Genomic DNA, 561 nt, shown 5'->3' with positions numbered 1-561 from the left:
CTCCCAGTTACCGTTACCGATCGTCGAGACTTCGACACTGGTGATTTGTGCGCCTTCTTGGCCTTCCGATGCAAAGATTTCTATCTCTTTGAACAAGTCCGTATTGCCCGAGGTTTCTTTGGTTACCTCTTTAACAATAGGACCACCTTCATCAAGGTAAACCGTAATAAGCACGCTGGTTGGGTTGGCTTGTTGTTCTTCATAGAACCAGCCACCAAGGCCATCAAGCCCCAAGGTAACAGAATCTGAAGGTCGTTCGGACATATCAATGGTAATTGACTCGTTGGCTTGAATACCGTTACCACCGCCAACACCTAAACCATAACCAACATGATTTTTGTCACCGTAATATTGAGTAAGCGCTTGGTCATTATCAGAATTAGCGGTGATGCGAACCACATCATCACTACCTTCAAAAGTCAGTACTCGCTGAGTTGGATCGCCCTCTACTGGCTCACCCCAGTTTAGAAAGTTTGTTGCACTTTCATCCCCTTCAAAGCCTTCCGGTTCCTCTTGAACACCAAGGAAGAATCCTGTCGATTGGTTGTCGTTTTCATAGGT

Annotated in this window: 1 pseudogene; it reads right to left on the bottom strand. The window is 46.0% G+C overall.

Annotated elements, in window-relative coordinates:
• A pseudogene (locus RH88_RS10570) lies at positions 1–561 on the bottom strand (hypothetical protein); the annotation flags it as partial.

The organism is Vibrio scophthalmi LMG 19158 (assembly GCF_000222585.1).
Classification (GTDB): Bacteria; Pseudomonadota; Gammaproteobacteria; order Enterobacterales; family Vibrionaceae; genus Vibrio; species Vibrio scophthalmi.
The sequence above is the reverse complement of the archived record's forward strand: the minus strand, read 5'-3'. Positions and strand labels throughout refer to the sequence as shown.